General features: G+C 73.2%; 18 protein-coding genes and 3 pseudogenes. 11 read left to right on the top strand and 10 right to left on the bottom strand.

From position 1 onward, the window contains the following. Positions 1-18 precede the first annotated feature (18 nt). Complete coding sequence (locus tag ACFQ9Z_RS09060; RefSeq protein WP_383013193.1) at positions 19-1,509, bottom strand: cellulose binding domain-containing protein; 1,491 nt, start codon at positions 1,507-1,509, stop codon at positions 19-21. Between the two features lie 263 nt (positions 1,510-1,772). Here ACFQ9Z_RS09060 and ACFQ9Z_RS09055 point away from each other — a divergent pair, with 263 nt between their 5' ends. The 3 genes from ACFQ9Z_RS09055 (at position 1,773) to ACFQ9Z_RS09045 (ending at position 8,347) form a co-directional block, all read left to right on the top strand. Then, positions 1,773-4,688 (top strand): glycoside hydrolase family 48 protein, encoded by a 2,916-nt coding sequence (locus ACFQ9Z_RS09055; RefSeq protein WP_383013190.1) that lies wholly within the window; start codon positions 1,773-1,775, stop codon positions 4,686-4,688. A 141-nt stretch (positions 4,689-4,829) separates the two neighbouring features. Continuing rightward, positions 4,830-7,508, top strand: coding sequence for a cellulose binding domain-containing protein (locus ACFQ9Z_RS09050; protein ID WP_383013187.1), 2,679 nt, complete (start codon positions 4,830-4,832; stop codon positions 7,506-7,508). Between the two features lie 104 nt (positions 7,509-7,612). Continuing rightward, a complete protein-coding gene (locus ACFQ9Z_RS09045; RefSeq protein WP_383013184.1) occupies positions 7,613-8,347 on the top strand; it encodes a ferritin-like domain-containing protein in 735 nt (244 codons plus the stop codon). Positions 8,348-8,626: 279 nt separating this feature from the next. Here ACFQ9Z_RS09045 and ACFQ9Z_RS09040 read toward each other — a convergent pair whose 3' ends face one another. Next, positions 8,627-9,376, bottom strand: coding sequence for a class I SAM-dependent methyltransferase (locus ACFQ9Z_RS09040; RefSeq protein ID WP_383013181.1), 750 nt, complete (start codon positions 9,374-9,376; stop codon positions 8,627-8,629). 3 nt (positions 9,377-9,379) lie between these two features. Next, a complete protein-coding gene (locus tag ACFQ9Z_RS09035; protein WP_360667652.1) occupies positions 9,380-9,685 on the bottom strand; it encodes a 4a-hydroxytetrahydrobiopterin dehydratase in 306 nt (101 codons plus the stop codon). Between the two features lie 200 nt (positions 9,686-9,885). On the opposite strand from ACFQ9Z_RS09035, the gene ACFQ9Z_RS09030 reads away from it, so the two are divergent. Together ACFQ9Z_RS09030 and ACFQ9Z_RS09025 are read left to right on the top strand one after the other, a co-directional pair. Next, positions 9,886-10,719 (top strand): helix-turn-helix domain-containing protein, encoded by an 834-nt coding sequence (locus ACFQ9Z_RS09030; protein ID WP_383013176.1) that lies wholly within the window; start codon positions 9,886-9,888, stop codon positions 10,717-10,719. 98 nt (positions 10,720-10,817) lie between these two features. Beyond that, complete coding sequence (locus ACFQ9Z_RS09025; protein WP_383013173.1) at positions 10,818-11,681, top strand: helix-turn-helix domain-containing protein; 864 nt, start codon at positions 10,818-10,820, stop codon at positions 11,679-11,681. Positions 11,682-11,696: 15 nt separating this feature from the next. On the opposite strand, the gene dnaK is transcribed toward ACFQ9Z_RS09025, so the two are convergent. The 4 genes from dnaK to ACFQ9Z_RS09005 form a co-directional block, all read right to left on the bottom strand. After that, entirely contained in the window at positions 11,697-13,586 is a 1,890-nt protein-coding gene (gene dnaK, locus ACFQ9Z_RS09020; RefSeq protein ID WP_383013169.1) for a molecular chaperone DnaK, read from the bottom strand. A gap of 180 nt (positions 13,587-13,766) precedes the next feature. Beyond that, positions 13,767-14,192 carry an OsmC family protein gene (locus ACFQ9Z_RS09015; RefSeq protein ID WP_383013166.1) on the bottom strand — a complete coding sequence of 142 codons (426 nt, stop codon included), beginning with the start codon at positions 14,190-14,192 and terminating at the stop codon, positions 13,767-13,769. A gap of 100 nt (positions 14,193-14,292) precedes the next feature. Then, a complete protein-coding gene (locus ACFQ9Z_RS09010) occupies positions 14,293-16,371 on the bottom strand; it encodes a phage holin family protein (RefSeq protein WP_383013163.1) in 2,079 nt (692 codons plus the stop codon). A 160-nt stretch (positions 16,372-16,531) separates the two neighbouring features. Beyond that, entirely contained in the window at positions 16,532-16,963 is a 432-nt protein-coding gene (locus ACFQ9Z_RS09005; protein ID WP_281296018.1) for a hypothetical protein, read from the bottom strand. An 84-nt stretch (positions 16,964-17,047) separates the two neighbouring features. On the opposite strand from ACFQ9Z_RS09005, the gene ACFQ9Z_RS09000 reads away from it, so the two are divergent. After that, positions 17,048-17,821: an MBL fold metallo-hydrolase gene (locus ACFQ9Z_RS09000; protein WP_383014420.1), complete on the top strand. Its 774-nt coding sequence runs from the start codon at positions 17,048-17,050 to the stop codon at positions 17,819-17,821. Further along, the gene (locus tag ACFQ9Z_RS08995) at positions 17,818-18,462 is read left to right on the top strand and encodes a DedA family protein (RefSeq protein ID WP_383013158.1); all 645 of its coding nucleotides are present in this window, start codon (positions 17,818-17,820) and stop codon (positions 18,460-18,462) included. Before ACFQ9Z_RS09000 ends, ACFQ9Z_RS08995 begins: the two co-directional genes overlap by 4 nt. A 51-nt stretch (positions 18,463-18,513) precedes the next feature. On the opposite strand, the gene ACFQ9Z_RS08990 is transcribed toward ACFQ9Z_RS08995, so the two are convergent. After that, on the bottom strand, positions 18,514-19,620 hold the full coding sequence (locus tag ACFQ9Z_RS08990; protein ID WP_383013155.1) for an MBL fold metallo-hydrolase: 1,107 nt from the start codon (positions 19,618-19,620) through the stop codon (positions 18,514-18,516). Further along, positions 19,617-20,873 carry an aminotransferase class I/II-fold pyridoxal phosphate-dependent enzyme gene (locus ACFQ9Z_RS08985; protein ID WP_383013152.1) on the bottom strand — a complete coding sequence of 419 codons (1,257 nt, stop codon included), beginning with the start codon at positions 20,871-20,873 and terminating at the stop codon, positions 19,617-19,619. Before ACFQ9Z_RS08985 ends, ACFQ9Z_RS08990 begins: the two co-directional genes overlap by 4 nt. Positions 20,874-21,241: 368 nt before the next feature. Here ACFQ9Z_RS08985 and ACFQ9Z_RS08980 point away from each other — a divergent pair, with 368 nt between their 5' ends. The 4 genes and pseudogenes from ACFQ9Z_RS08980 to ACFQ9Z_RS08965 form a co-directional block, all read left to right on the top strand. Next, the gene (locus ACFQ9Z_RS08980) at positions 21,242-22,171 is read left to right on the top strand and encodes a hypothetical protein (protein ID WP_383013149.1); all 930 of its coding nucleotides are present in this window, start codon (positions 21,242-21,244) and stop codon (positions 22,169-22,171) included. Between the two features lie 54 nt (positions 22,172-22,225). Then, positions 22,226-23,240, top strand: a pseudogene (locus tag ACFQ9Z_RS08975) (thiamine pyrophosphate-binding protein). Positions 23,241-23,489: 249 nt separating this feature from the next. Next, a complete protein-coding gene (locus ACFQ9Z_RS08970) occupies positions 23,490-23,867 on the top strand; it encodes a DUF2795 domain-containing protein (RefSeq protein WP_383013146.1) in 378 nt (125 codons plus the stop codon). 87 nt (positions 23,868-23,954) lie between these two features. Next, positions 23,955-24,494, top strand: a pseudogene (locus tag ACFQ9Z_RS08965) (type 1 glutamine amidotransferase domain-containing protein); the annotation flags it as partial. Between the two features lie 4 nt (positions 24,495-24,498). Here the strand turns inward: ACFQ9Z_RS08965 and ACFQ9Z_RS08960 are convergent. Further along, positions 24,499-24,803 (bottom strand): annotated as a pseudogene (locus tag ACFQ9Z_RS08960) (DUF6158 family protein). Between the last annotated feature and the right edge of the window lie 128 nt (positions 24,804-24,931).

The raw sequence follows: 24,931 nt of genomic DNA, 5'->3' as shown, positions 1-24,931 counted from the left end.
TCTGTCGTCCGTCGGGATCTACGGGTTGAGGGCGCGCAGGTGGTCGCGCAGGCCGGCGCCGTACGCGGTGGGTGTGCCGTCGTAGCTGGAGATCAGGGACGGGCCCGAGGAGCAGTCCCAGGTGTTCCAGGTCCAGCCGAGGTAGGACAGGTTCCGGTCGTCGAACCACTTCATGACCTGGTCGGTGAACCCGTGCGAGCAGGTGTTCTCCCCGACCTCACCGGCGATCAGCGGCACCTGGGCCGCGACCGGGGCGAGGGTGGAGTTCCAGCAGCTCTCGCTGGAGCAGGTGTTGAAGTTGTACACGTGGTACGCGGCGGCGAGATTGCCCGCCGGGTCGTTCGGCCTGTACGTCAGCCACTGGCTGAGGTCGTTGGAGTAGGCCAGCCCGCCGGCCATGATGACGTTCTTCGCGCCGGCGCCGCGGACGCTGTCCACCAGGTCCTGCATTCCGGCCACCTCGTAGGAGATACCGGGGCAGGTGCCGCCGTCCCGCCAGCACTTCCAGGCGTCCGTGGCGCCGGTGGTCGCCCGGTCCGGGTACGGCTCGTTGAACAGGTCGAGAACGGCCGCCTTGTCGTCCTTGAAGGTGCTGGCGACGGATGCCCAGAAGGACGGGGCGTAACGCATGTCGGGCATCGGCTTCTGGCAGGTGGCGTGCACGTCGGAGCAGCCGGCCGAGTTGCCGGTGTACTGGCCGTAGGACCAGTGCATCTCGACGATCGGCGTCATGCCGTGCGCCTCGACGCGGGCCACCAGGTCCTTGACGGCGTTGATGTAGTTCGTGCCGCCGTACTCGGGCTTGACGTCGGGGAGTCCCAGCCAGCACTCCTCGTTGAGAGGGATGCGGACGGCGTTGGCCTTCCAGTCGGCGATCGCCTTGATCGCCGCGTCGTCCACCGGGCCGTCCCAGATGCCGTAGCCCTGCACGCACATGAACTCGCCGCCGGAGCGGTTCACGCCGAGCAGTCTGCGGGTCCGGCCGGCCGCGTCCACCAGCTTGCCGCCCGAGACGTGCAGGGCGGGCGCGGTGCCGCCGGACGGCGGTGGATCGCTCGGGGGCGGGTCGGTCGGCGGGGGCGTGGTCGGTCCGGAGTCCACGTTGCAGGTGGTGCCGTTGAGCTTGAACGCGGCCGGTACGGCGTTGCCGCCGGACCAGGAGGCCAGGAACCCGGCGCCGACGCTCGCTCCGGAGCCGAGGCCGCCGTTCCAGCTCTCGTTGGACGCGGTCACCGTGGAGCCGGACTGGGACCACTTCGCGTTCCAGCCCTGGGTGACCTTCTGGCCGGCCGCGAAGTCGAAGGTGAGCTTCCAACTGCTCATCGCGGCCTGGTTATTGGTGATCCTCACGGAGCTCTGGAAGCCGTTGTCCCACTGGCTGGTGACGGCGTACTCCACCGTGCACGCGGGAGTGGCTCCCTCGGCCGTGACCACCGGGACGAGCGCGCCGCCGAGCAGCGTGGTCGCCCCGGCGACGGCTAAAAGCACTGAACGCGGGGGGTGTCGCATGAGCGACTCCTTGCAGCTTGGCGCGCCGTGACCGGCGCGTCGTCTGAATGGAACCGCTCCCACTGGTGCGAAGGAAGTTAGCGGCAAGTGACGTGATTGCACAGGGGAGTTGAGGAATTTTTCCGGGAGAGGCCTGTCGAATGATTTCGACTCTTCAAGCACCTTGACCGCTCACGGGGCCGTCCGCACTATGGGAGCGCTCCCACTGGTTCAAGCCTTGACATCCCCCCTCGAGCCGCAAGCCGCAAGGAGGAACCAGCACCATGGATCCCGGACGCAGACGCAGAGCCGCCCGCCGGTGGTGGACCGCCGCCCTAGCGGCGCTCGCCCTGCCCCTGACGACGCTCGCCACCGGCGCCACCGCCGCACACGCGGCGGGCGTCCAGTGCAGCGTCGACTACAAGACCAACGACTGGGGGTCCGGTTTCACGGCCGACCTCACCATCACCAACCGCGGCACGGCCGCGATCGACGGCTGGACCCTGACGTACGGCTACACGGGCAACCAGAAGCTGAGCAACGGCTGGAACGGCAGCTGGTCCCAGTCCGGTCAGACGGTCACCGTGAAGAACGCCTCGTACAACGGCACCATCGCCGCCGGCGCCGCGGTCTCCACGGGCGCCCAGTTCACGTACAGCGGTACCAACACGGCGCCCGCCTCCTTCGCGGTCAACGGCACGACCTGCGCCGGCGCGCACCAGCCGCCGGTCACCGTGCTGACCAGCCCCGCCGCGGGCGCGGTCTACGCGCAAGGGGACGCGGTGCCGCTCGCCGCGACCGCCGCGGCGGCCGACGGCGCGACGGTGACCAAGGTGGAGTTCTACGACGACACCACGCTGCTGGGCACGGACACCAGCGCGCCGTTCTCGCTCTCGGCCTCTGGTTTGACCGTGGGCAGTCATTCCCTGGTGGCGAAGGCGTACGACAGCCTCGGCGCGTCCGCCGAGTCCACGCCGGCCGGCATCACGGTCGCCTCGGGCCCGGCGGTCGTCGCCTCGCCCACCCAGCTCGGCGTCCAGCAGGGCAAGACCGGCACCTTCGACGTGAAGCTCTCCACCCAGCCGAGCGCCAACGTCACGGTGGGCGTCGCCCGCACGGCCGGCAACACGGGTCTGTCGGTCACCGGCGGCTCCTCGCTCACCTTCACGCCGTCCAACTGGAGCACGGCGCAGAAGGTCACCGTCACCGCCGACGCCACGGGCACCGGCAGTGCCACCTTCACCGCCTCGGCGACCGGCTACACCAAGGCGGCCGTCACGGTGACGGAGCTGGCCGCGTCGAAGGCGTACGACGCCCGGTTCCTGGACCTCTACGGGAAGATCACCAACCCCGCGAACGGCTACTTCTCCCCCGAGGGCATCCCGTACCACTCGGTGGAGACGCTGATCGTCGAGGCACCCGACTACGGCCACGAGACCACGTCCGAGGCGTACAGCTACCTCCTCTGGCTGCAGGCCATGTACGGGAAGGTGACCGGCGACTGGTCCAAGTTCAACGGCGCCTGGGAGATCATGGAGAAGTACATGATCCCCACGCACGCCGACCAGCCGACGAACTCCTCCTACAACGCCTCGAAGCCGGCCACGTACGCGCCCGAGCAGGACACCCCGAACGAGTACCCGGCGAAGCTGGACACCGGCGTCCCGGTGGGTCCGGACCCGATCGCCGGTGAGCTGAAGAGCGCCTACGGCACGGACGACGTCTACGGCATGCACTGGATCCAGGACGTGGACAACGTCTACGGCTACGGTGACGAGCCCGGCAAGTGCGAGGCCGGCCCGACGGCCACCGGACCGTCGTACATCAACACCTTCCAGCGCGGCCCGCAGGAGTCCGTCTGGGAGACGGTCCCGCAGCCGACCTGTGACGCCTTCAAGTACGGTGGCGCGAACGGCTATCTGGACCTGTTCACCGGCGACTCCTCCTACGCCAGGCAGTGGAAGTACACGGACGCCCCGGACGCGGACGCGCGCGCGGTGCAGGCCGCCTACTGGGCGGACGTGTGGGCGAAGGCGCAGGGCAAGGGCGGTGACGTCTCCGCGACCGTGGCCAAGGCCGCGAAGATGGGCGACTACCTGCGGTACGCGATGTACGACAAGTACTTCAAGAAGATCGGCAACTGCGTCGGTCCGTCCGCCTGCGCGGCCGGCACCGGCAAGGACGCCTCGCACTACCTGCTGTCCTGGTACTACGCCTGGGGCGGCGCCGCCGACACCAGCGCGGGCTGGGCCTGGCGCATCGGCTCCAGCCATGTGCACGGCGGCTACCAGAACCCGCTCGCCGCGTACGCGCTGAGCAACTACGCCGACCTGAAGCCGAAGTCGGCGACGGGCGCGGCCGACTGGGGCAAGTCCCTGACCCGGCAGCTGGAGTTCTACCAGTGGCTGCAGTCGTCCGAGGGTGCGATCGCGGGCGGCGCGACCAACTCCTGGCAGGGCCGGTACGCCACCCCGCCGGCGGGCACGCCGACGTTCTACGGGATGTACTACGACTGGCAGCCGGTCTACCACGACCCGCCGTCCAACCAGTGGTTCGGTTTCCAGGCGTGGTCGATGGAGCGGGTCGCCGAGTACTACCAGCAGACCGGCAACGCGACGGCCAAGGCGGTCCTCGACAAGTGGGTCAAGTGGGCGCTGTCCAAGACCACGGTCAACCCGGACGGCACCTACCGGATCCCCTCCACCCTCCAGTGGACCGGCCAGCCCGACACCTGGAACGCGTCGAGCCCCGGCGCCAACAGCGGACTGCACGTCACGGTCGCCGACTACACCGACGACGTCGGTGTGGCGGCCGCGTACGCCAAGACGCTCACGTACTACGCCGCCAAGTCCGGTGACACGGCGGCGAAGACGACGGCGAAGGCGCTGCTGGACGGCATGTGGGGCAACTACCAGGACAGCCTCGGCATCGCCGTCCCGGAGACCCGCAGCGACTACAGCCGGTTCGGCGACAGCGTGTACGTGCCGAACGGCTGGAGCGGCAAGATGCCCAACGGCGACGCGATCAACTCGTCCTCGACGTTCTCCTCGATCCGTTCCTTCTACAAGAACGACCCGGCCTGGTCGAAGATCGAGGCCTACCTCAAGGGCGGCGCCGCGCCCGTCTTCACGTACCACCGTTTCTGGGCCGAGGCGGACATCGCCCTGGCCATGGGCTCGTACGCGGAGCTGCTCGAATAAGTCCCCGCTGACGCTCCGCGTGCACGACCCCGTCACAGGGCGACGGGGTCACCGGGCCGGGCGGTCCCCATCCCACAGGGGGCCGCCCGGCCGTCATGAACCCAGGTCCTGCAACCCCCTCCGCGCGAGAGGACCCCCACCGTGCGCAGAACCCGCATCCTCACCGCCGCGCTGGCGCTGGCCGCAGGCCTGCTGGCCGGCACCCCGCCCGCACTGGCCGCCGCCACCCCGGGGCCGGCGCTCGCCGCGGACAGCTACACCTGGAGCAACGCCCGGATCGACGGCGGCGGTTTCGTCCCCGGGATCGTGTTCAACCGGTCCGAGAAGAACCTGGTCTACGCCCGCACCGACATCGGCGGCGCCTACCGCTGGCAGCAGTCGACGAAGACCTGGACCCCGCTGCTGGACTCGGTCGGCTGGAACGACTGGGGGCACACGGGCGTGTTCAGCCTGGCCTCGGACGCCGTGAACCCGGACAAGGTCTACGCGGCCGTCGGCACCTACACCAACGACTGGGACCCCGGCGACGGGGCCGTGCTGCGCTCCTCGGACCGGGGGGCGAGCTGGCTGAAGGCGGACCTGCCGTTCAAACTGGGCGGCAACATGCCCGGACGGGGCATGGGCGAGCGGCTGGCCGTCGACCCGAACAAGGACAGCGTGCTCTACCTCGGCGCGCCCAGCGGCAAGGGCCTGTGGCGGTCGACGGACTCGGGGGCCACCTGGTCGCGGGTTACGAGCTTCCCCAACCCCGGCAACTACCGGCAGGACCCGGGCGATACGAGCGGCTACGCCAGTGACAACCAGGGCATCGCCTGGGTGACGTTCGACGAGTCGGCAGGCGCGTCCGGCAGCGCCACGAAGACGATCTACGTCGGGGTCGCCGACAAGGACAACGCCGTCTACCGGTCGACGGACGCGGGCGCGACCTGGCAGCGGGTGGCCGGGCAGCCGACGGGCTACCTGCCGCACAAAGGCGTCCTGGACGCCGGGAACGGGTTCCTGTACGTCGCCTACAGCGACAAGGGCGGTCCGTACGACGGCGGCAAGGGCGAGCTGTGGCGGTACGCCACCGCGACCGGGACCTGGACGAACATCAGCCCGGTGGCGCAGGCCGACACCTACTACGGCTTCGGCGGGCTGACCGTCGACCGGCAGCACCCCGGCACGGTCATGGCGACCGCGTACAGCTCCTGGTGGCCCGACACCCAGATCTTCCGCTCCACGGACAGCGGCGCGACCTGGACCAGGGCCTGGGACTACACCTCCTACCCCGAGCGGTCGAACCGCTACACGATCGACGTCTCCTCCTCCCCCTGGCTGACCTTCGGCGCGAACCCCTCCCCGCCCGAGCAGACGCCGAAGCTGGGCTGGATGACCGAGAGCCTGGAGATCGACCCGTTCGACTCGTCCCGGATGATGTACGGCACCGGCGCCACCCTCTACGGCACCGAGAACCTGACCGACTGGGACAGCGGCGGCCGGTTCACGGTGAAGCCGATGGTGCGGGGCCTGGAGGAGACGGCGGTCAACGACCTGGCCGCACCGCCCTCCGGCGGCGCCCGGCTCTTCAGCGCGCTCGGCGACATCGGCGGCTTCCGGCACACGGACCTGACCAGGGTGCCGTCGATGATGTACACCTCCCCCACCTTCACCACGACCACCAGCCTGGACTTCGCCGAGACGAACCCGGACACGGTGGTGCGCGTCGGCGACCTGGACTCCGGTCCGCACATCGCCTTCTCCACCGACAACGGCGCCAACTGGTTCGCCGGCACCGACCCCGCGGGCGTGAGCGGCGGCGGAACGGTGGCGGCGGCCGCCGACGGCAGCCGGTTCGTGTGGAGCCCGGGCGGCGCCGGCGTGCAGTACACGACGGGATTCGGGTCTTCCTGGTCGGCGTCGAGCGGCATCCCGGCCGGCGCGGTCGTGGAGTCCGACCGGGCCGACCCGAGGACGTTCTACGGCTTCAAGTCCGGCAGGTTCTACGTGAGCAGGGACGGCGGCGCCACCTTCACCGCCTCCGCCGCGACCGGGCTGCCCGGCGGTGACAGCGTGCGGTTCAAGGCGCTGCCCGGCACCGGAGGAGATGTGTGGCTGGCGGGCGGGGCGAGCGACGGGGCGTACGGGCTGTGGCACTCCACCGACGGTGGCGCGTCCTTCGCCAGGCTGGCCGGCGTCGACCAGGCCGACACCATCGGCTTCGGCAAGGCGGCGGCCGGGGCGTCGTACCAGACGCTCTACACCAGCGCGCGGATCGGCGGCGTGCGCGGTATCTTCCGCTCCACCGACGAAGGCGCGAGCTGGACCCGGATCAACGACGACGCCCATCAGTGGGGCTGGACGGGTGCGGCGATCACCGGTGACCCGAGGGTGTACGGCCGCGTGTACGTCTCCACCAACGGCAGGGGCGTGATCTACGGCGACGTCTCCGACCCCGCGGGCGGGGACGGCGGCGGAGGCGGCGGAGGCGGCGACGGCGGGACGACTCCCCCGCCCGCCGGCGCCTGCACGGTCGCCTACCGCGTCACCAACCAGTGGCCGGGCGGCTTCCAGGCGGACGTCACACTGGCCAACACCGGCTCCTCGTCCTGGAGCGGCTGGTCGCTGACCTGGTCCTTCGCGGACGGCCAGCGGATCGGCCGGCTCTGGAACGCCGACTGGACCCAGTCGGGCGCCGCGGTGACCGCGAAGAACGTGGGCTGGAACGGCACGGTCGCGGCGGGCTCCTCGGTGAGCTTCGGCTTCACCGGAAGCTGGGCGGGGAACAACACCGGGCCAGGGTCGTTCAAGCTGGGCGACCGGAGCTGCACGGTGAGCTGACGGGGCCCGGGCCCACGCCTGGGGGCGGCGACGCAACGTTTCGCCGTCCCCGGGCGTCGTTGCTGTCCAGGGCACAACGCTCGTGCCCTGGGAGGGAGATCCGGGTGCCGGTGGACGAGTTCGCCAAGTGGGTGCGGGACTTCGAGGACGAACGGGAGCGCCGGATCGCCCTGGGCGATCCCGACTGGGGCGGGGGCGCGGTGCTGCCTCCGGCGGTGTGGGCCGGCGTCCAGCGCTTCCAGGTCGGGGAGGACGGCGACGGCGCCAACCTCGTGGCCAAGGCGGACCAGGCGGGCGACCCCGACTACGCGCGGGCGGTCCGGCTGTTCGTCGCCGAGGAGCAGAACCACGCCAGGATGCTCGCCCGCCTGCTGGCCGCCGGCGGGATGCCGGTGCTGAGCGGCCACTGGAGCGACACGGTCTTCGTCCGGCTGCGGCGGCTGATGGGCCTGCGGCTCGAACTGCTGGTGCTGATGATCGCTGAGGTGGTGGCCCTGCGCTACTACCGCGTGCTGCGCGACGGCGCGGGCGACCCGCTGGCCTCGGAGGTTGCGGGCCGCGTCCTCGCCGACGAGGAGCGCCATGTGCCGTTCCACTGCGCGCGGCTGCACGCCTCCCTCGCCGAGCTGCCCCGCGCGGCGCGCCGCCCGGTGCTGGCGGGGTGGCGGCTGCTGCTGTTCGTGGTCTGCGCCGTCGTCGCCGTAGACCACGGCGCGGCCCTGCGCCATCTGGGCATCGGACGCCGGCGGTTCCTCGCCGACGTCATGGCCTCGTCCGGTCCGGTGGTCCGGGCTGTCCTGGCGCCCCGGCCCGACGCCTGGTCGGGCCGCGGGGACTGACGACGCCGCTCTCCGCCGACGGCCAGGACTCGGCGCCCACGCCCGCCCGCGCCCTGCCGCCCGCACGGAGGACACCGCCCGCGCGCTCTGCCGCCCGCACGGAGGGAGCCACCCGCGCGGCGGCCCCGTCATCGGCGGGAGTTGACGCCCGCGCGGGCCGCCCGGACGGAGGCCGGTGCAGCCCGGCGGGAATGCGGACCGGACGGAAGTCGCCGCCCCGCTGGGAGTGCCGTTCACGCAAGGGCCGCCGGCCGCGTAGGAGTTGCCGGTTGCGTGATGTCAGGTGTCGGCCGGCTTGCGGAAGGCGTGGAGTCGGAAGGTCGGGTCCGGGCGGCGGCGGTCCTGGTCCGGCAGGTGGGCCAGCCGGGCGGCGAGCTCCTCGGTGCGGGGGTCGTCCGGGGGCAGCAGCGTGAACCAGCCGCGCCTGAGGTCGGCGACGGTGGTGCGCGGGCTGCGGCCCTGGCCGTGGCCGGGGAAGACGGCCTGCCCCGCCGGGAGGAGCCCCGCGGCGAGGGCGTGTCCGGTGACGGCGTCCGCGGCGTCCCGGGCGGGGCGGCGCGGGCGCAGGGCGAGGACGGCGTCGATGTCGCTGCCGACGTCGTGCGCCGCGGCCTTGTCGACCGTGGTGACGTAGACCCCGCCGGGTCTGAGCACCCGCGCGCACTCGGCGACGACGGCGCGCACCTCGGCGGGGTCGGAAAGCAGGTGGAGCAGCCACACCCCGGTCACCGCGTCGAAGGAGCCGTCCGCGAAGGGCAGGCGCCGCCCGTCGGCCCGCAGGACGGCGCCGGGCAGACGCCGGGCCGCCCGGCGCGCCATCGCCGCGGCGAGGTCGACGCCCGTCACCCGCAGCGCGGGCCGGGCGGCGGCCAGGCGCCGGGTGACCAGACCCGTGCCGCAGGCGACGTCCAGCAGCCGGCCCGGCCGGTCGGGTATCAGGCCGAGGACGGCCGCGGCCGCCGCCTCGGCGCGCGGTTCGCCGCCGCGGGAGGCGTCGTAGGCGTCCGCTTCGTCGTCATAGTCGAGCACCCCTCAGTGTGTTCCGTGACCGGGGGCGATGTCCTCCACCCTGTGGGCGAGGCCGAAGTCCTTCTCCGTGACGACGCCGCCCGCGCTGTGCGTGTTCACGCTCAGGTGGACGGTGTTGTAGCCGAGGGTGAGGTCGGAGTGGTGGTCGAGCTCGTCCTGGATCGCGGCGATGTGCACGACCAGTGCCGTCGCCGCGACGTGCGAGCGGAGCCGGTAGGAGCGGGTGAGCCGGTCGCCCTCCAGCGACCAGCCGGGCAGCTCGGCCAGCCGGTCCTCGATCTCCTTCTGCGACAGCGGTTCCACGGCCATGGTCGGTCTCCCTCCGGAGGGTGCGGGTACGCGTTCAGCCTGCCACGCGGCGCGTACGGGCACCCGCCCGGGTGCGTCGCGCACTCCGTTCGGCCGTGCGGGCCCTCCGTTCGGCTCCGCGCCCGCTCCGCCCGGCGGGGCGTGGCCCGTTTCGTGGCGCGGCGCCTCACCGGGCGCGCCGCTCGACTACGGTCGACCGCATGACCATTGTCGCGACCGGCCCCGCCGCCTCCGCCGCCACCAGCGCCGACAAGGGCCAGGTCGGCCGGCTGCTGCGCTCCTGGCGGGAGCGGCGCCGGGTCTCCCAGCTCGAACTGGCGCTGCGCGCCGACTCCTCGGCCCGGCACATCAGTTTCATCGAGACCGGCCGTTCCCGGCCCAGCGAGGAGATGGTGCTGCGGCTGGCCGAGCACCTGCAGGTGCCGGTGCGCGAGCGCAACGCGCTGCTGCTGGCGGCCGGTTACGCCCCGCACTACCCGGAGACCCCGCTGGACGACCCGGCGCTGGACGCCCTGCGCGACGGCATGGAGCGGCTGATCCAGGGCTACGAGCCCTACCCCGCGCTGGTGGTCGACGCCGGGTACACGGTGGTCGCCGCCAACCGGGGCATCGCCATGCTGCTGGAGGGAGTCGCGGAGGAGCTGATGACACCGGCGCCCAACGCGATGCGGCTGACCCTGCACCCCGGGGGCCTCGCGCCGCGCATCCGCAACCTGCGTGAGTGGCGCGGGCATCTGCTGGCGCAGATGGAGCGGCAGATCGCCCTGGACCGCTCGGACCAGCTCCGGGCCCTGTACGAGGAGGTCGCCGGCTACCCGGTGCCCGAGGACGCGCCCGGTGAGGAACCGGCAGGCCCGGTCGCGTACTTCGCGCTGCCGCTGCGCATCGAGCACCAGGGGCGGATCCTGTCGTTCGTGTCGTCGATCTCCACCTTCAACACGCCCATGGACGTGACGGTCGCCGAACTGGCCATCGAGACCTTCCTGCCCGCCGACCCGGCGACCGCCAAGTACCTTCACACGCTGGCCGGTTGAGGCCCCTCACCGGCCGCGGGTCCGCTCGATCGCGTGTGCGACGGGGGCGCCGCGTGGCAGACTGCCCGCGTACTTCGGCGCGTAGGGGAGGACGGGCTGTGAGTGAGCGGCGGGCTGCGCCCACCGTGGGTCAGGTGGTGCTGGGCAAGCGGTTGCAGGAACTGCGGGAGGCGGCCGGGCTCAGCCGTGAGGAGGCCGCCCGGGTGCTGCGGGTCGCGTCGGCGACCGTACGGCGGATGGAGATGGCCGAGGTCGCGCTGAAGATCCCCTACGTGCAGGTGCTGCTGGCCGCCTACGGGGCGGCCGGGGAGGAGCAGGCCGCGTTCGTGCGGCTGGCCGAGGAGGCCAACCAGCCGGGCTGGTGGCAGCGGTTCCACGACGTGCTGCCGGACTGGTTCAGTCTGTACGTGAGTCTGGAGGGCGCGGCCCGGATCGTCCGTTCCTACGAGCCGCACTTCGTGCCCGGTCTGCTGCAGACCGAGGCGTACGCGCGTGCCGTGCTGGAGGCCGGGACGATCGGGCAGAGCGGGCCGGAGTCGATCGAACGGCACGTGTCGCTGCGCATGGCTCGGCAGCGGCTGCTGGAACGGGACGACCCGCCCCACCTGTGGGTGATCATGGACGAGACGGTGCTGCGGCGTCCGGTGAGCGTCGACGCCGCCGTGATGCGCGACCAGCTCGACCGGCTGCTGGAGTACGCCGACCGGGACCGGGTCACCCTCCAGCTCGCCGAGTTCGCGGCCGGTCCGCACCCGGGGACGTACGCGCCGTTCACGCTGTTCCGGTTCGCCGAGCCGGAGCTGCCGGACATGGTGTTCACCGAGTACCTGACGGGCGCCCTGTACCTCGACTCCCGTCAGGAGGTCTCCACCCATCTGGAGGTGCTGGACCACATGACCGCCCGGGCCTCCTCCGCGCGGCGCACCCGGCAACTGCTGCGGGAGCACCGCGGGGCCCTGTGACGCCCGGCCGCCGTCTCAGGCCGCGCCGCCCCGCGTGTCCCGTTCGTCCCGCTCGTCGTCGACGATCTCCGCGTCCACCACGCCGTCCTCCTCCTCGGCCGGACCCGGCTGCCCGGCCGCACCGGGTGAACCGGTGGAGCCGGTCGTACCGCCGGACGCGTCGGCGTACATGGCCTGGCCCATCCGCTGGCTGACCGTGGCGAGCTTCTCCACCCCCGTGCGCAGGGCGGCCGTCTCTGCGTTCTGGCCGAGCAGCGTCTTCAGCTCGGCGACGGCCGCCTCGACCTCGGCACGGGTCTCGGCGGGCACGCGGTCCGTGTTGTCCTGGAGGAACCGCTCGGTCTGGTAGACGAGTTGCTCGGCCTGGTTGCGGGTCTCGGCGGTCTCCCGGCGTTTGCGGTCCTCCTCGGCGTACTGCTCGGCCTCCCGCATCATGCGGTCGATGTCGTCCTTGGGCAGGGCGGAGCCGCCGGTGACGGTCATCTTCTGCTCGCGGCCGGTGGCGAGGTCCTTCGCCGAGACGTGCATGATCCCGTTGGCGTCGATGTCGAAGGCGACCTCGATCTGCGGAACGCCGCGCGGCGCCGGCGGCAGTCCGGTGAGGTCGAAGACGCCGAGCTTCTTGTTGTAGGCGGCTATCTCGCGTTCACCCTGGTAGACCTGGATGCCGACCGAGGGCTGGTTGTCGGTGGCGGTGGTGAAGATCTCCGAACGCCGGGTCGGGATCGTGGTGTTGCGCTCGATCATCTTCGTCATGATGCCGCCCTTGGTCTCGATGCCCAGGGACAGCGGGGTGACGTCCAGCAGCAGCACGTCCTTGACGTCGCCGCGCAGGACGCCCGCCTGGAGGGCGGCGCCGACCGCGACGACCTCGTCGGGGTTGACGCCCTTGTGCGGGTCCTTGCCGGTGAGTTCCTTCACCAGGCCGGTGACGGCGGGCATCCGGGTGGAGCCGCCGACCAGGATGACGTGGTCGACCGCGGACAGTTGCACGCCCGCGTCCTTCACGGCCTGGTGGAAGGGCTTCCTGCAGCGGTCCAGCAGGTCCTCGGTCAGCTCCTGGAACTGGGCCCGCGTCAGCTTCTCCTCGAGGTGCAGCGGCCCCTCGGCGGAGGCGGTGATGTAGGGCAGGTTGATCGACGTCTCCGAGGACGCGGACAGTTCGATCTTGGCCTTCTCCGCGGCCTCCCGGAGCCGCTGCACCGCCATCTTGTCGGCGCCGAGGTCGATGCCGTGCTGCCCCCTGAACCGTTTGACCAGGTGATCGACGACGCGCTGGTCCCAGTCGTCGCCGCCGAGATGGGTGTCGCCGTTGGTGGCCTTCACCTCGATGACGCCGTCGCCGATCTCCAGCAGCGACACGTCGAAGGTGCCGCCGCCGAGGTCGAAGACGAGCACGGTCTGCTCCTCGCCGCGGTCCAGTCCGTAGGCGAGGGCGGCGGCCGTCGGCTCGTTGATGATCCTGAGCACCTTCAGGCCGGCGATCTCCCCGGCCTCCTTGGTCGCCTGCCGCTGGGTGTCGTCGAAGTACGCGGGTACGGTGATCACCGCGTCCGTGACGTCCTCGCCGAGGTAGGCCTCGGCGTCCCGCTTCAGCTTCTGCAGCACCCGCGCCGACAGCTCCTGCGCGCGCAGCCGGCTGCCGTCGATGGAACCCTGCTCCGGGAAGCGCCAGCCGGCGTCCCCCATGTGCCGCTTCACCGACCGGGCGGTGCGCTCCACGTTCGTGACGGCCTGCCGCTTGGCCACTTCGCCGACCAGCACGTCGCCGTTCTTCGCGAACGCCACCACCGACGGGGTGGTGCGCGCGCCCTCGGCATTGGCGACGACGGCCGGCTCGCCGCCCTCCAGGACGGCCACCACCGAGTTCGTCGTCCCGAGATCGATCCCGACCGCACGTGCCATGGTCCGTCCCCTTCCGCCAGGTGGTTCCGCCAGGAGGTTCCGCCGGGGCGCATCCGCGAGACGCCTGCCGCCCTCCCAGCACAGAACGCGGGTACGCGCTTGTCAATGCACGGGTTCCCAGGAAACGCCGATGCCGCGCACCCGGCAGCGGGCACGCGGCATCGGCGGGACGTACGAGCGTCAGGCCAGCTCGGCCGTCAGGGTGATCGTCGTACCGGCGAGGGCCTGGCTGACCGGGCAGTTCTTCTTGGCGTCCTCGGCCGCCGAGCTGAAGCCCTCCTCGTCCAGGCCCGGCACCTCGCCGCGCACGGTGAGGTGGATGCCGGTGATGCCCTCGCCGGGCTGGAAGGTGACGTCGGCCTTGGTCTCCAGACGGGTGGGCGGAGTGCCGGCGCCGGCCAGACCGTGCGAGAGAGCCATGGAGAAGCAGCTCGAGTGCGCGGCGGCGATCAGCTCCTCGGGGCTGGTCTGGCCGTTCGCCTTCTCGGCGCGCGACGGCCACGACACCGGCTGCTGGCCGATGCCGGAGGAGTCGAAGGTGACGACGCCGTTGCCCTCGAGCAGGTTGCCTTCCCAGACGGTGTGTGCGGTGCGCGTGGTTGCCACGGCTGTTCCTTTCCCATGGGAGTCCGAGTGGTTCGGGTACCGCGTCCCATCCGATCACACTCGGGCGCGGCACACCGCACGGACCGGGCCGCCGCCGTGCTCAGGCGGCCCGCTCCTCCTTGGTCCGCGGGGTGACCGGCACCTGCGGGCCGTCCGCCTCCAGCAGCCAGCGGCGCAGCACCCGGTGCACGTGCTCGGCGCCGACCGGCTCCTCGCCGTCGGCGGCCGGCGCGGACAGGGTGAGCGGGGAGAGCAGGAAGGGCCGGGACTGGGCGCCGCCGAGACCGCCGTGGGAGCCGATCTGCTCCTCGAAGGCGAGGACTTCGCCGTCGGCGGGGTCGTGGAAGGAGTTGACCATGATGTCGGCGGTGTGCGGGAAGGAGTGGGTGCGGCGTACGGCGTCCGCGGCGCCGGGCCCGAAGCCGGCCAGCGGTCCGGGCTCCGTGTCCAGGCGGGCCAGCGGGATCTCGGCGCCGTACGGGCCGAGCACCACGCCGTCGTGCTCCTCGCTGCGCACCAGCAGGAAGCCGATGCCGGGGTGGTTGGCGAGGGTGGTGAGCAGGCCCGGGTGGCGGGCGTCCATCTCCTCCCGGGTCATCCGGTGCGGCACGTCCGGGAAGGACACCAGGCCCAGATTGCCGGAGGCGAGCACGACGGGTTCGGTGCCCCGGGCGGGCCGGCGCCCGTCGCCGTTCTCCTCCTCGGGCCTGCCCAGGGCGGCGCGGACGGCGGTGCGGGCCTCGGCGCCGCTGCGGGTCCGCTCGGCGCGGCGCGGCACGGGCAGTCCGCAGCCGGCCCGGACCAGGTCGGCGAGGGTGAGCCCGTAGCGGGAGCGGAAGGTCTCGCCCGGGCTCTGGCCGTGGTCGGACAGGACGACGACGTGGTAGGGGCGCGGCGCGTGCTCGGCGGCCTTCTCCACGAGGGCGAGGGAGCGGTCGAGCCGCTGGAGGACCTTCTCGGCGTCCCGGCTGCGCGGTCCGGAGTGGTGGGCCACCTCGTCGTAGGCGACGAGGTCGGCGTAGACGGCGCTCCGGCCGGCGAGCAGGTCGCCCAGCACTGCGGCGACCACGACGTCGCGCTCGACGACGGTGGCGAAGGCGCGCACGAACGGGTAGAGGCCGCCGCGGCCGACCCGGGGCCGCTGCTTGCGGAGACGGGCCCGGGTGGACTGGACGATCTCGCGGACCACCTCGGCGGCGAAGGACAGGGCCGTGCGCACGGCGTTGGCGGGGTCGGAGAAGTAGGCGAAGTAGCCGGCGCGGGAACGGTTGTCCCGGCCGCGGCGGCGGATGGCGATGGACAGGACGAGGGCCTGTTCGCCCGCGCCGCCACTGAACAGGTTGCCCCGGCTCGCGCCGTCCACGGCGAGCAGTCCCCCGTCGCCCGTGCGCCGCACGGCGCGGCGCTGCAGTTCGGCGGCGCTGGTCGGGCGGTTGCACACGATCACCTCGCCGCGGTCCTTCTCGTACCAGCGGAAGGCGGGCACGTCGAAGGTGCTGCCGTGCAGGATGCCGAGCTGGCTGGCGCCGGTCTGGCTGGACCAGTCGGTGCGCCACGGGGTGAGCCGGTGGGTGGGCCGCATGCCGTCGGCGGTCGCCAGCCAGCGGCCGACGGTCGGCATCAGGCCCCTGCGGACGGCGTCGGTGAGCACGTCGTGGCCGACGCCGTCGAGCTGGATGAAGACCAGACCGGGCGTGTCCGCGCAGGGCGGCCCGGTTCTTCGGCGGCGGTCGGCGAGGCGCAGCAGCCGGCTGCGGTAGGCGTCGTCGTCGCGTACGGCGAGTGCCCCGCCGGTGGCCGAGGCGACGGCGGACATCACGGCGGCCACCACGACGGCGGTCTCCGGGGCGGCCTCGGGGCGGCCTGAGGGGTTGAGCCAGAGGGCGAGCAGCAGCAGTGAGCCGTTGAGGAAGAAGACCAGCAGGCCGAGGACGAGGGCGGGCACGAGCAGCAGCAGCCGCACCAGCAGCGGCCACACCAGGGCCGACAGCAGACCGAACGCGCCGGCGCCGCAGGCGGCCGTGATGGCTATGTGGGTGGCGCTGTCACCGTCCGTGGACCGGAGCCTGAAGTCGGGCAGCAGACCGGCGAGCACGAGCATGGTGAGCGTGGAGACCGCCCACACCGTGGCGCTTCGCCCGATCTGACTGGCCACCCGCCGCCACCGCACGTCCCGCACGCCCCGCACACCTCACGTCCCGCCCGTTCGACCGACCGGGCCCCGGCTCCCACCTTGTCACACGGGCCGGGCGCACCTGGCCCGGGCGTGGCACCCCGGGCCAGGGTGCAGGGTGCCGGCGTCGAAGCCCGTGCCGAGGACCGTGCCCGCGCCCGTCCCGTCAGCGTCCGTCGTAGCCGGCCGTCGGCATCGACAGCCTGCGGTGCACCCGTGCCTTCATCTGCGCGTCGTACGACGGCTCGGCCCGCCCCACCGTCTCCACGCGCACCCCGCGCCGCGCGCACTCGGCGGTGAACTCCTCGACCGAGGACAGGGCGCGCTCCAGCACGCGCCTGCTGGGCGCGACGAAGACGTCCACCCCGGGCCGCACACCGTCCCACAGTGCGCAATGGTCGAAACGAAGGCCGCCCACGAGGAGTTCCCGCGCGACGACGTAACCGCGCTCCGCCGCCCAGCGGGCGCACATCGCGTGCTGGCTGCGGGAATCCACCAGGAAGGGGTCGGCCTCCAGTTCCTCCAGCGGCGTCAGGCTCGCGATGGCGGTGACCCGCACCGGCGCGCGCCCGCCGGAGGCACCCCGCGGCTGTCCCATGGCGTCCCCCTCACCTCCGGGTTTCGCCAGCGACCCTACTCCTGCCCGTAGGCTTCGGGGAGTCGCGTGAAGGAGGCGAAGGAGGTGCCGGTGGAGATCACCTGGTGGGGGCATGCCACCTGCACACTCGAGGACGCGAACGCACGCGTGATCACCGATCCCCTGTTCGCCGCCCGGCTCGCGCATCTGCGCCGCCGCCGGGGCGCGGTGCCGCCCGCCGAGGCCCGCCGCGCGGACCTGGCGCTGGTGTCCCACCTCCACGCCGACCACCTGCATCCGCCCTCGCTGGCCACGCTGCCCCCGGGCACGCGCCTGCTCGTGCCCCGGGGCGCACCACGGGCGGTGCCCGGACTGCGCCGGCTGCGGCAGCTGCGGATCACCGAGGTGGCGCCGGGCGACGAGGTGCGGGTCGGCGACCTGCTGGTCCAGGTGGTGCCCGCGCGGCACGACGGGCGCAGGCTGCCGGTCGGCCCGCACCGCTCGCCGGCGCTCGGATACGTCGTCACGGGCGAGGCCCGGACCTACTTCGCCGGGGACACCGGCCTGTTCGACGACATGGCCGAGCAGGTGGGGCCGGTGGACACGGCGCTGCTGCCGGTGGGCGGCTGGGGGCCGTTCCTCGGGGCGGGGCACCTGGACGCGGGGCGGGCGGCGCAGGCGCTGGCCCGGCTCGCGCCGCGCGCCGCGGTGCCGGTGCACTACGGGACGTACTGGCCGATCGGCATGGACGCCGTGCGCCCGCACGAGTTCCACGCGCCGGGTGACGAGTTCGTGCGCCTGGCCGCCGCGGCCGCGCCGGAGGTGGCGGTGCACAAGCTGGGGCACGGCGAGCGGGTGCGGCTGGAGGTCGCGCGGTGAGATGGCTGCCGGACGCGGCGACGCTGGCCGCCGCGTCGGTGCGGACCGTGCCCCCGGAATCCACCCAGCAGGCGCTCGGCTACCCGTCGCTGTTCCTGCTCGTGCTGATCGGCGCACTGGTACCGGTGGTGCCGACCGGCGCCCTGGTCAGCACGGCGGCGGTGGTGGCGTTCCATCAGACGGCGCCGTTGTCCATGCTGCTGGTGTTCGTCACGGCCTCCCTCGCGGCCTTCCTCGGGGACGCGGCGCTGTACTGGCTCGGGCGGCGCGGGCTGACGTCGAGGAACGGCTCGCGCTGGCTGGAGGCGATCCGGTCGCGGGCGCCGGAGGAACGCCTGGAACAGGCACAGGGGAAGCTGGCCGACCACGGGGTCGCGGTGCTCGTGCTGTCCCGGCTCGTGCCCGCGGGGCGAATACCGGTGATGCTGGCCTGCCTGCTGGCCGAGTGGCCGCTGCGCCGCTTCTCGCGGGGCAACCTGCCCGCCTGCCTGGCGTGGGCGCTGACGTACCAGGTGATCGGGATCCTGGGGGGCTCCCTGTTCCCTGAGCCCTGGGAGGGCGTGGCCGCGGCGGTGGCGCTGACCGTGCTGGTCAGCGCCGCGCCGAGTGCGATGCGCCGCCTCCGGGGGGCCGGGCGATAGCCCGGCGACGGCTCCCTGAGGTCCCGGCGGTGGTAGCGGAGGCGGCCCTCTTCACTCGAGCACGCGCGAGCCGCCCACCGGGAGGTCCCACAGGTCCTCGCGTTCCAGGCCCGCCTTCTCCCAGGCCGCGCGGACCCGGGTCAGCGGCTCCAGGACCGGTTCCGCCGACAGCACGAAGGTGCCCCAGTGCATCGGGGCCATCCTGCGCGCCCCCAGGTCCAGGGTGGCCCGTACCGCCTCCTCCGGATCGCAGTGGACGTCGCTGAGCCACCAGCGGGGGGCGTAGGCGCCGATGGGCATGAGGGCGAGGTCGATCCCCGGGTAGCGGCGGCCTATGCGGGCGAACCAGTGGCCGTAGCCGGTGTCGCCGGCGAAGTAGAGGCGCCGGCCGTCGGGGGCGGTGAGGACCCAGCCTCCCCACAGGCTGCGGCAGGTGTCGGTGAGGGTGCGCTTGGACCAGTGGTGGGCCGGCACGAAGTCGAAGCGGACGCCGGACAGTTCGGCGCCCTCCCACCAGTCGAGCTCGGTGACGCGGGTGAACCGGCGCCGCAGGAACCAGCGGCCGAGACCGGCCGGCACGAACACCGGGGTGTCGCGCGGGAGCCGGCTCAGGGTGGGGGCGTCCAGGTGGTCGTAGTGGTTGTGGCTGATGACGACCGCGTCGACGCCCGGCAGGCTCTCCCACGGAACGCCGACGGGGGTGATGCGGGCCGGCGTGCCGAGGATGCGGCGGGACCAGACGGGGTCGGTGAGGACGGTCAGCCCGCCGGCCCGGACGATCCAGCTCGCGTGGCCCGCCCAGGTCACGGCGAGGGTGTCGGTGCCCGCGCTCGGCAGCGGGCCGGGGGCGTACGGGACCAGGGAGATGTCGGCGAGACCCTCCGGACCGGGGCGTACGGCGCCTTCGCGGGCGAAGCGGGCGAGCGCCTTGAGGCCGGGCAGCGGCGCGGTGAGCCGGTCGTGGAACGTACGCGGCCACACCCGGTGCTCGCCCAGCGGGCGGGGCTCGGCCAGCGGCGGGAAGGGGGGCGCGAGCGCGGCCCGGGCCACCGGGGCGGCGGGCGCGCCGTCCGCCGGGCCGACCGGGTCGGGCGCGGACGTGGTCGTCGTCGTGGACGTCGTGGCGGTGGACCCGGGCTCATGCGTCTGCTGCGTCATCGAGGAGGCTCCCGTCGCTGAGCGTCGTCGCTGAGGCCGTCGAAGACCGACCTCAAGGAGATCAACGCGCGGTGCACGTGTGGCAGTTCCAACGGTGAGGGTGACGTGAGGGATTCCGTGCGTTCCTCGTCCGAGCCGCCCAGCAGGGGTCCTGTGGCGAGCCGCACCCGCAGCTCCCCGAGGTCGTCGCCGAAGCGGTGGCCGCCGGGCGCGGGCATGCCGAGCCGGGAGGTGAGGAAGTCCTCAAGTTCCTGTGCGTCCGTCACGCCCCGCGCGGCCAGCGCCCCGCGCAGCGGCGAGAGGTCGGCGTACAGGTGGCGGCCGGCCTGCGGGGGCCGGGCCAGCGCGCCGGCCGCGACGACCGCGGAATGCGCTGCTGCGGCCACCCGCGCGTGCAGGCGTACGGCGGCCTCACGGCGCTCGGTGACGGGCGCGGGCTCGTCGAGCGCGTACCCGGCGGCGGCGGCGACGGGCGTGGCGACCCGGGCGTCCAGGGCGGTGAGGATGTCGAGCACGCGCGCGTGCAGCCGCTCCCCCGCCGCACCGGAGGGCACGCGCACCAGGGCGGCGGGCCAGCCCGGCGGCAGCAGGGCGCCGGCCAGATCGGCGACGACGGTGACCCGGTCGGGCAGCATCTCGGCGGGGCTCAGCAGGACGGTCCCGTGCGGGTCGTGCAGGGTGTCGCGCCAGGTCTCGTCACTGACCAGGTGCAGGCCCTCGGCGACGGCCGCCTCGGCGGTCTCGTGCAGCAGTTCGGGCGGGGCGACGGTGGCGGTGGGGTCGTCGGCGACGGAGAGCACCAGCAGCCTGGGGTCGCCGCCCTCGGCGCGGACCCGGCGGACGGTCTCCAGCAGCGCGTACGGGTCGGGGACGCCGCCGCTCTCGGCCGGGGTCGGCACGTGGAACACGGGTCTGCCGAGCAGCCGGGCGTAGGGCGCCCACCAGGCGGCGCACGGACGCGGCACCAGCACGTCGCCGCCGTCCCCGGCGAGCGCGGCGGTCACGGCGAGCAGCAGCGAGGGCGCGCCGGGACCCGCGGCCACCCGGTCGGGGACGCAGGTCAGCCCGCGCCGGGTCCAGTAGCCGCAGGCCGCCTCCAGCAGGGCGGGGGCGCCGCCGACCGGCTGGGCCCCGGCCCGGCCCGCGGCGGCGGCGAGGACGGCGGAGAGCTCCGGCAGGACGGGCAGGCCGTCGCCGGGCAGCGGAGGCCCGTAGCGGACGGGGCCGTGCCCCTCCGGGTCCGTCCGCCGCATGCCCGCCTCCGCGCTGTCGTGGTGCCGTCCGCCGTCCCGCCCGGTCCGTGCCCCGCTCCGCCGGCCTCCACCACTGGCCGCCGGCCGCCGCGGCCACCGCGGTGACGGCAACCGTGTGACCGGTGCGTCCGGTGCGCATGGGTAGTGCCCTCGGGAGGGTGTGTACCCGCCGGGCGGCCCGCCAAGGCCGGTGAGCACGGTCGCGCCCGTCACACCGCCGGTCCGGCCCGGTGTCAGCCGGACGCGCTCCGCCGGCGGCCGAGGAGCCGGTAGCCCGCGCCGGCGCAGGCGGCCGCGATCAGCACACCGCCGGCCACCAGGGCCGGGACCGAGTCACCGAAGGAGCCTCCCTGTCCCGCCTGTACCCCGTGCCCCAACTGCGCGGGGGCGCAGTCGTCGTCCCCGTCGGACGCCCGGCAGTCGTCCCCGCCGTCGTCCGTGCCCTGGTCCTGTCCCGGGTCTTGTCCCTGGTCTTGTCCCTGGTCTTGACCCTGACCCTGGCCCTGGCCCAGGCCCTGGCCCTGGCCCTGGCCCAGGCCCAGGCTCTGCCCCTGGCCCTGGCCCTGATCCTGGCCCTGGCCCTGGCCCAGGCCCTGGCCCTGGCCCTGGCCCTGACCCTGGCCCTGACCCTGGCCCTGTCCCAGGCCCTGCCCCTGTCCTTCTCCCTGTCCCGTCTCCTGCCCTTCGCCCTGCTCCTGTCCCACTCCGAACTGCCCGAGGGCCTGCCCCGGTTCCTCCCTCAGCACAGTCGCATCGGTATCCGCGCCCCCGTCCCCCTCCCCCGCTTCCTGTCCCTGTCCCTGCCCCTGTCCCTGTTCCTGTTCCTGCTGGGGTGCCGGCGTCTCCTGCTGGGGTGCCGGCGTCGGGCGCACAGTTTCCGGCACGCAGGCCCCTCCGGGCACGGCACCCGCACCGGTGCCGCCGGGGCAGGTCGCGGGTGGCGGCAGCGGGCCGAGCATGGTGGGCGGGGCGCCGGGCCGGACGGCGCCGGGGCTCTGCCCGGCCCCCGCGTCCGCGGACGCGGCGGGCCCGGTCATGACGAGCGCGGCGCCAGCCAGAACGGTGACGGACAGGGCACGGGCGGTGCGGCGCATGGGGCGGACTCCTCGGCGAAACGGCGGTCGACGGTCGGCGGTCGGCGGGACACCCAGGTGCCCTCGTCTGCCATCACAGCCCGCCCGGCGCCGTACCGCGCGCGGCCGGACCCCATTCGCGGGACCCCGGGGGCCGGGCGGGTGACACCGCCCGGCGGCCCGCGCACCCGCTCCCCGCGGGTTCTCCGCACCCGCCGCAGGTGACTCGGCACGGACCGACGTGAACCGCACCACCGGCCGCACCGGGAGGTCCCCTCCATGAGCAGCAAGGTCTCCGACCACATCCTCGAGCGGCTGCGCGTCTGGGGCGTGGAACAGGTCTTCGGCTATCCCGGAGACGGCATCAACGGGCTTCTCGCCGCCTGGGGGCGGGCTGACGACCAGCCCCGCTTCATCCAGTCCCGGCACGAGGAGATGGCCGCGTTCCAAGCGGTCGGGTACGCCAAGTTCAGCGGCCGGCTCGGGGTGTGCGCGGCCACCTCCGGTCCCGGCGCGATCCACCTGCTCAACGGCCTGTACGACGCGAAGCTGGACCACGTCCCGGTGCTGGCGATCGTCGGCCAGACCAACCGGACCGCGATCGGCGGCTCCTACCAGCAGGAAGTCGACCTGCACACGCTGTACAAGGACGTCGCCTCGGAGTTCGTCGAGACGGTGATGGTGCCCGAGCAACTGCCGAACGTCGATGCGCGGGGACATGCGCGGCTCGCTGTCCGGGACCCTCGCGACGATGGGCCCGGGCGTGCCGTACGCGATCGGTGCCAAGTTCGCGCATCCCGACCGGCCGGTGTTCGCGCTGGTCGGGGACGGCGCGATGCAGATGAACGGGCTGGCGGAGATGATCACGGCGGCCAAGTACCGGGACCGCTGGTCCGATCCCCGGCTGGTGGTGGGCGTGTGGAACAACCGCGACCTGAACCAGGTGACCTGGGAGATGCGCGCGATGGAGGGCGCCCCGTCGTTCCTGCCGTCGCAGGAGATCCCGGACGTGCAGTACGCGGCCTTCGCCCGCACCCTCGGCCTGACCGGAGTCCGGGTGGAGGAGCCCGAGGAGGTCGAGGCGGGCTGGCGGGCGGCCCTTGAGGCGGACGGTCCGGCCGTGATCGAGTTCGTCACCGACCCCGCCGTACCGCCCATCCCGCCGCACGCCTCCTGGGAGCAGATGGAGGCGACGGCCGAGTCGATCCTCAAGGGCGACGAGGACCGGGGGTCGATGATCAAGCAGGGGCTGAAGGCCAAGGTGCAGGAGTTCCTGCCGGGCGACAGGCATTAGCCGGGAGAGGCCCGCCAGGCCCTCTCACCCGTGGTACGGCACCCGGCCGACCCTCGCGTCGGCGCCGGGACGACGTCGGGCCGCACGGCCCGGCGGCCGCCGTCCGCCCCTCGTCGCCGGCGCGGGCCGTTATGCGTCGGCCCTGCCGGGTACGCGTGTGCGCACGGCGGCGGCGCATCCCCGGGGATCCGGTGTCGGGCCCCGGTCGCCGGGTACGGGTGCGGACCTTCGACTCTCTGGAGAGAGAACATGCAGCGAGGCAGTGACCGGCTGAACGTCCACCGGGACGACGAGATGAAACACGAGCTGCAGGGCCTGCTCAGGTCCGGGCACCCGACGCGCACCGAGGAGTGGCACGACCCGGAGCCCACCGCGGACGACGACCCGGAGGTGTGGGCCGGGCCCGTGGCGCCGGGCCAGGCGGGCGCGTCGCTGGAGAAGGTGCGGCTGGAGCTGGCACGGCACCTGGGACGGCACGCGTTCCCGGCGAACGCGGGCGAGTTGGCCCGGGCACTGCGCCGTGGCAACGCCCCCGGCCCGCTGATCGACGCGGTGGCGGGGCTGCCCCGCTCGAACCGTTACGAGAACGTGCAGCAGCTGGCCGAGGCGCTGGTCGGCGGGGCCTGAGCCGGGACCGGGCGGCCGGGACGAGGAGCCGGCGTGCCCGGGCCGGTGAGGCCGTTGTCCGTACTGTGAAAGGGAAAGTGAGAAGTCATGCGTATCGCGTTTCTGGTGGCCCCCGAGGGTGTCGAGCAGGTCGAGCTGACCGAGCCGTGGCAGGCCGCATCCGACGGCGGCCACGAACCGGTGCTGGTGTCGACCGCGTCCGGCAAGATCCAGGCGTTCAACCACCTGGACAAGGCGGACACCTTCCCGGTGGACGAGGTCGTGGGTGAGACCTCGGCCGACGGGTTCGGCGCTCTCGTGCTGCCCGGCGGTGTCGCCAACCCCGACTTCCTTCGGATGGACGAGAAGGCCGTCGCCTTCGTGAAGGGGTTCTTCGAGCAGGCCAAGCCGGTAGCCGCGATCTGCCACGCACCGTGGACGCTGGTCGAGGCGGACGTCGTACGCGGCCGGGAGCTGACGTCGTGGCCCAGCCTCCGTACGGACATCCGCAATGCGGGCGGCACCTGGGTGGACGAGCAGGTCAAGATCTGCGACCACGGGTCGAACAAGCTGGTGACCAGCCGCAAGCCGGACGACCTGAAGGCGTTCTGCGACGCGTTCCTGCATGTGTTCGCCGGTGAGGCGGCCCGGATCAGGTGCCGGACGCGCCCGGGGTCACCGCCTCGCCGCAGCCGCGCTCCCGGGCGCCCTCGCGGGTGCGGCCCGCGCTCACCAGACGGCGCGGGTTGCGGCGCAGGTACTCGCCCTCGAGCTGCGCCATCCGCTCGTTGTGGGCCCGCAGCGCGTCGTTGGAGCCGTACAGCAGGGTGTCGTGACGCGTGCGGTGGATCGTCTCCAGCTCCTTCATGAGCTGCTGGTCGTCCAGTCGGCTGGGCTCGACTCCGGTCATGGTGTGCCCCGCTCGTCGTGTCGTGTCCGCGGCTCGCGCCCCTGCATCCACTGTACGAACATCCGGGCGCCCGGGCCTGTCTAGTGTGATGCGCCAGAAATCCTGAGGGTTAGTTCTGCTCTGTTTTCTGGCCGGTGGTGCCGACCTTGGTGAGGTAGTCGGTGAGGGAGTTGAG

The organism is Streptomyces sp. NPDC056580 (assembly GCF_042793175.1).
GTDB lineage: Bacteria > Actinomycetota > Actinomycetes > Streptomycetales > Streptomycetaceae > Streptomyces.
Note: the sequence above shows the minus strand (reverse complement) of the source record. Positions and strands in the feature narration are given on the sequence as shown.